Raw genomic sequence first — 285 nt, forward strand, 5'->3', positions numbered from 1 at the left:
TCCACTTTCCTCTTCTGCACTCAAGTCTCCCAGTTTCCAATGACCCTCCACGGTTGAGCCGTGGGCTTTCACATCAGACTTAAGATACCACCTGCGCGCGCTTTACGCCCAAAAATTCCGGAAAACGCTTGCCACCTACGTATTACCGCGGCTGCTGGCACGTAGTTAGCCGTGGCTTTCTGGTTAGGTACCGTCAAGGTGCCAGCTTATTCAACTACCACTTGTTCTTCCCTAACAACAGAGTTTTACGACCCGAAAGCCTTCATCACTCACGCGTCGTTGCTC

The 285-nt window shown here is 51.9% G+C and carries 1 rRNA gene; it reads right to left on the reverse strand.

What is annotated here, in order from left to right:
- A 16S ribosomal RNA gene (locus tag ACSG5Z_RS31940) occupies positions 1-285 on the reverse strand; the annotation flags it as partial.

The organism is Bacillus pretiosus (assembly GCF_051294775.1).
GTDB classification, from domain to species: domain Bacteria; phylum Bacillota; class Bacilli; order Bacillales; family Bacillaceae_G; genus Bacillus_A; species Bacillus_A wiedmannii.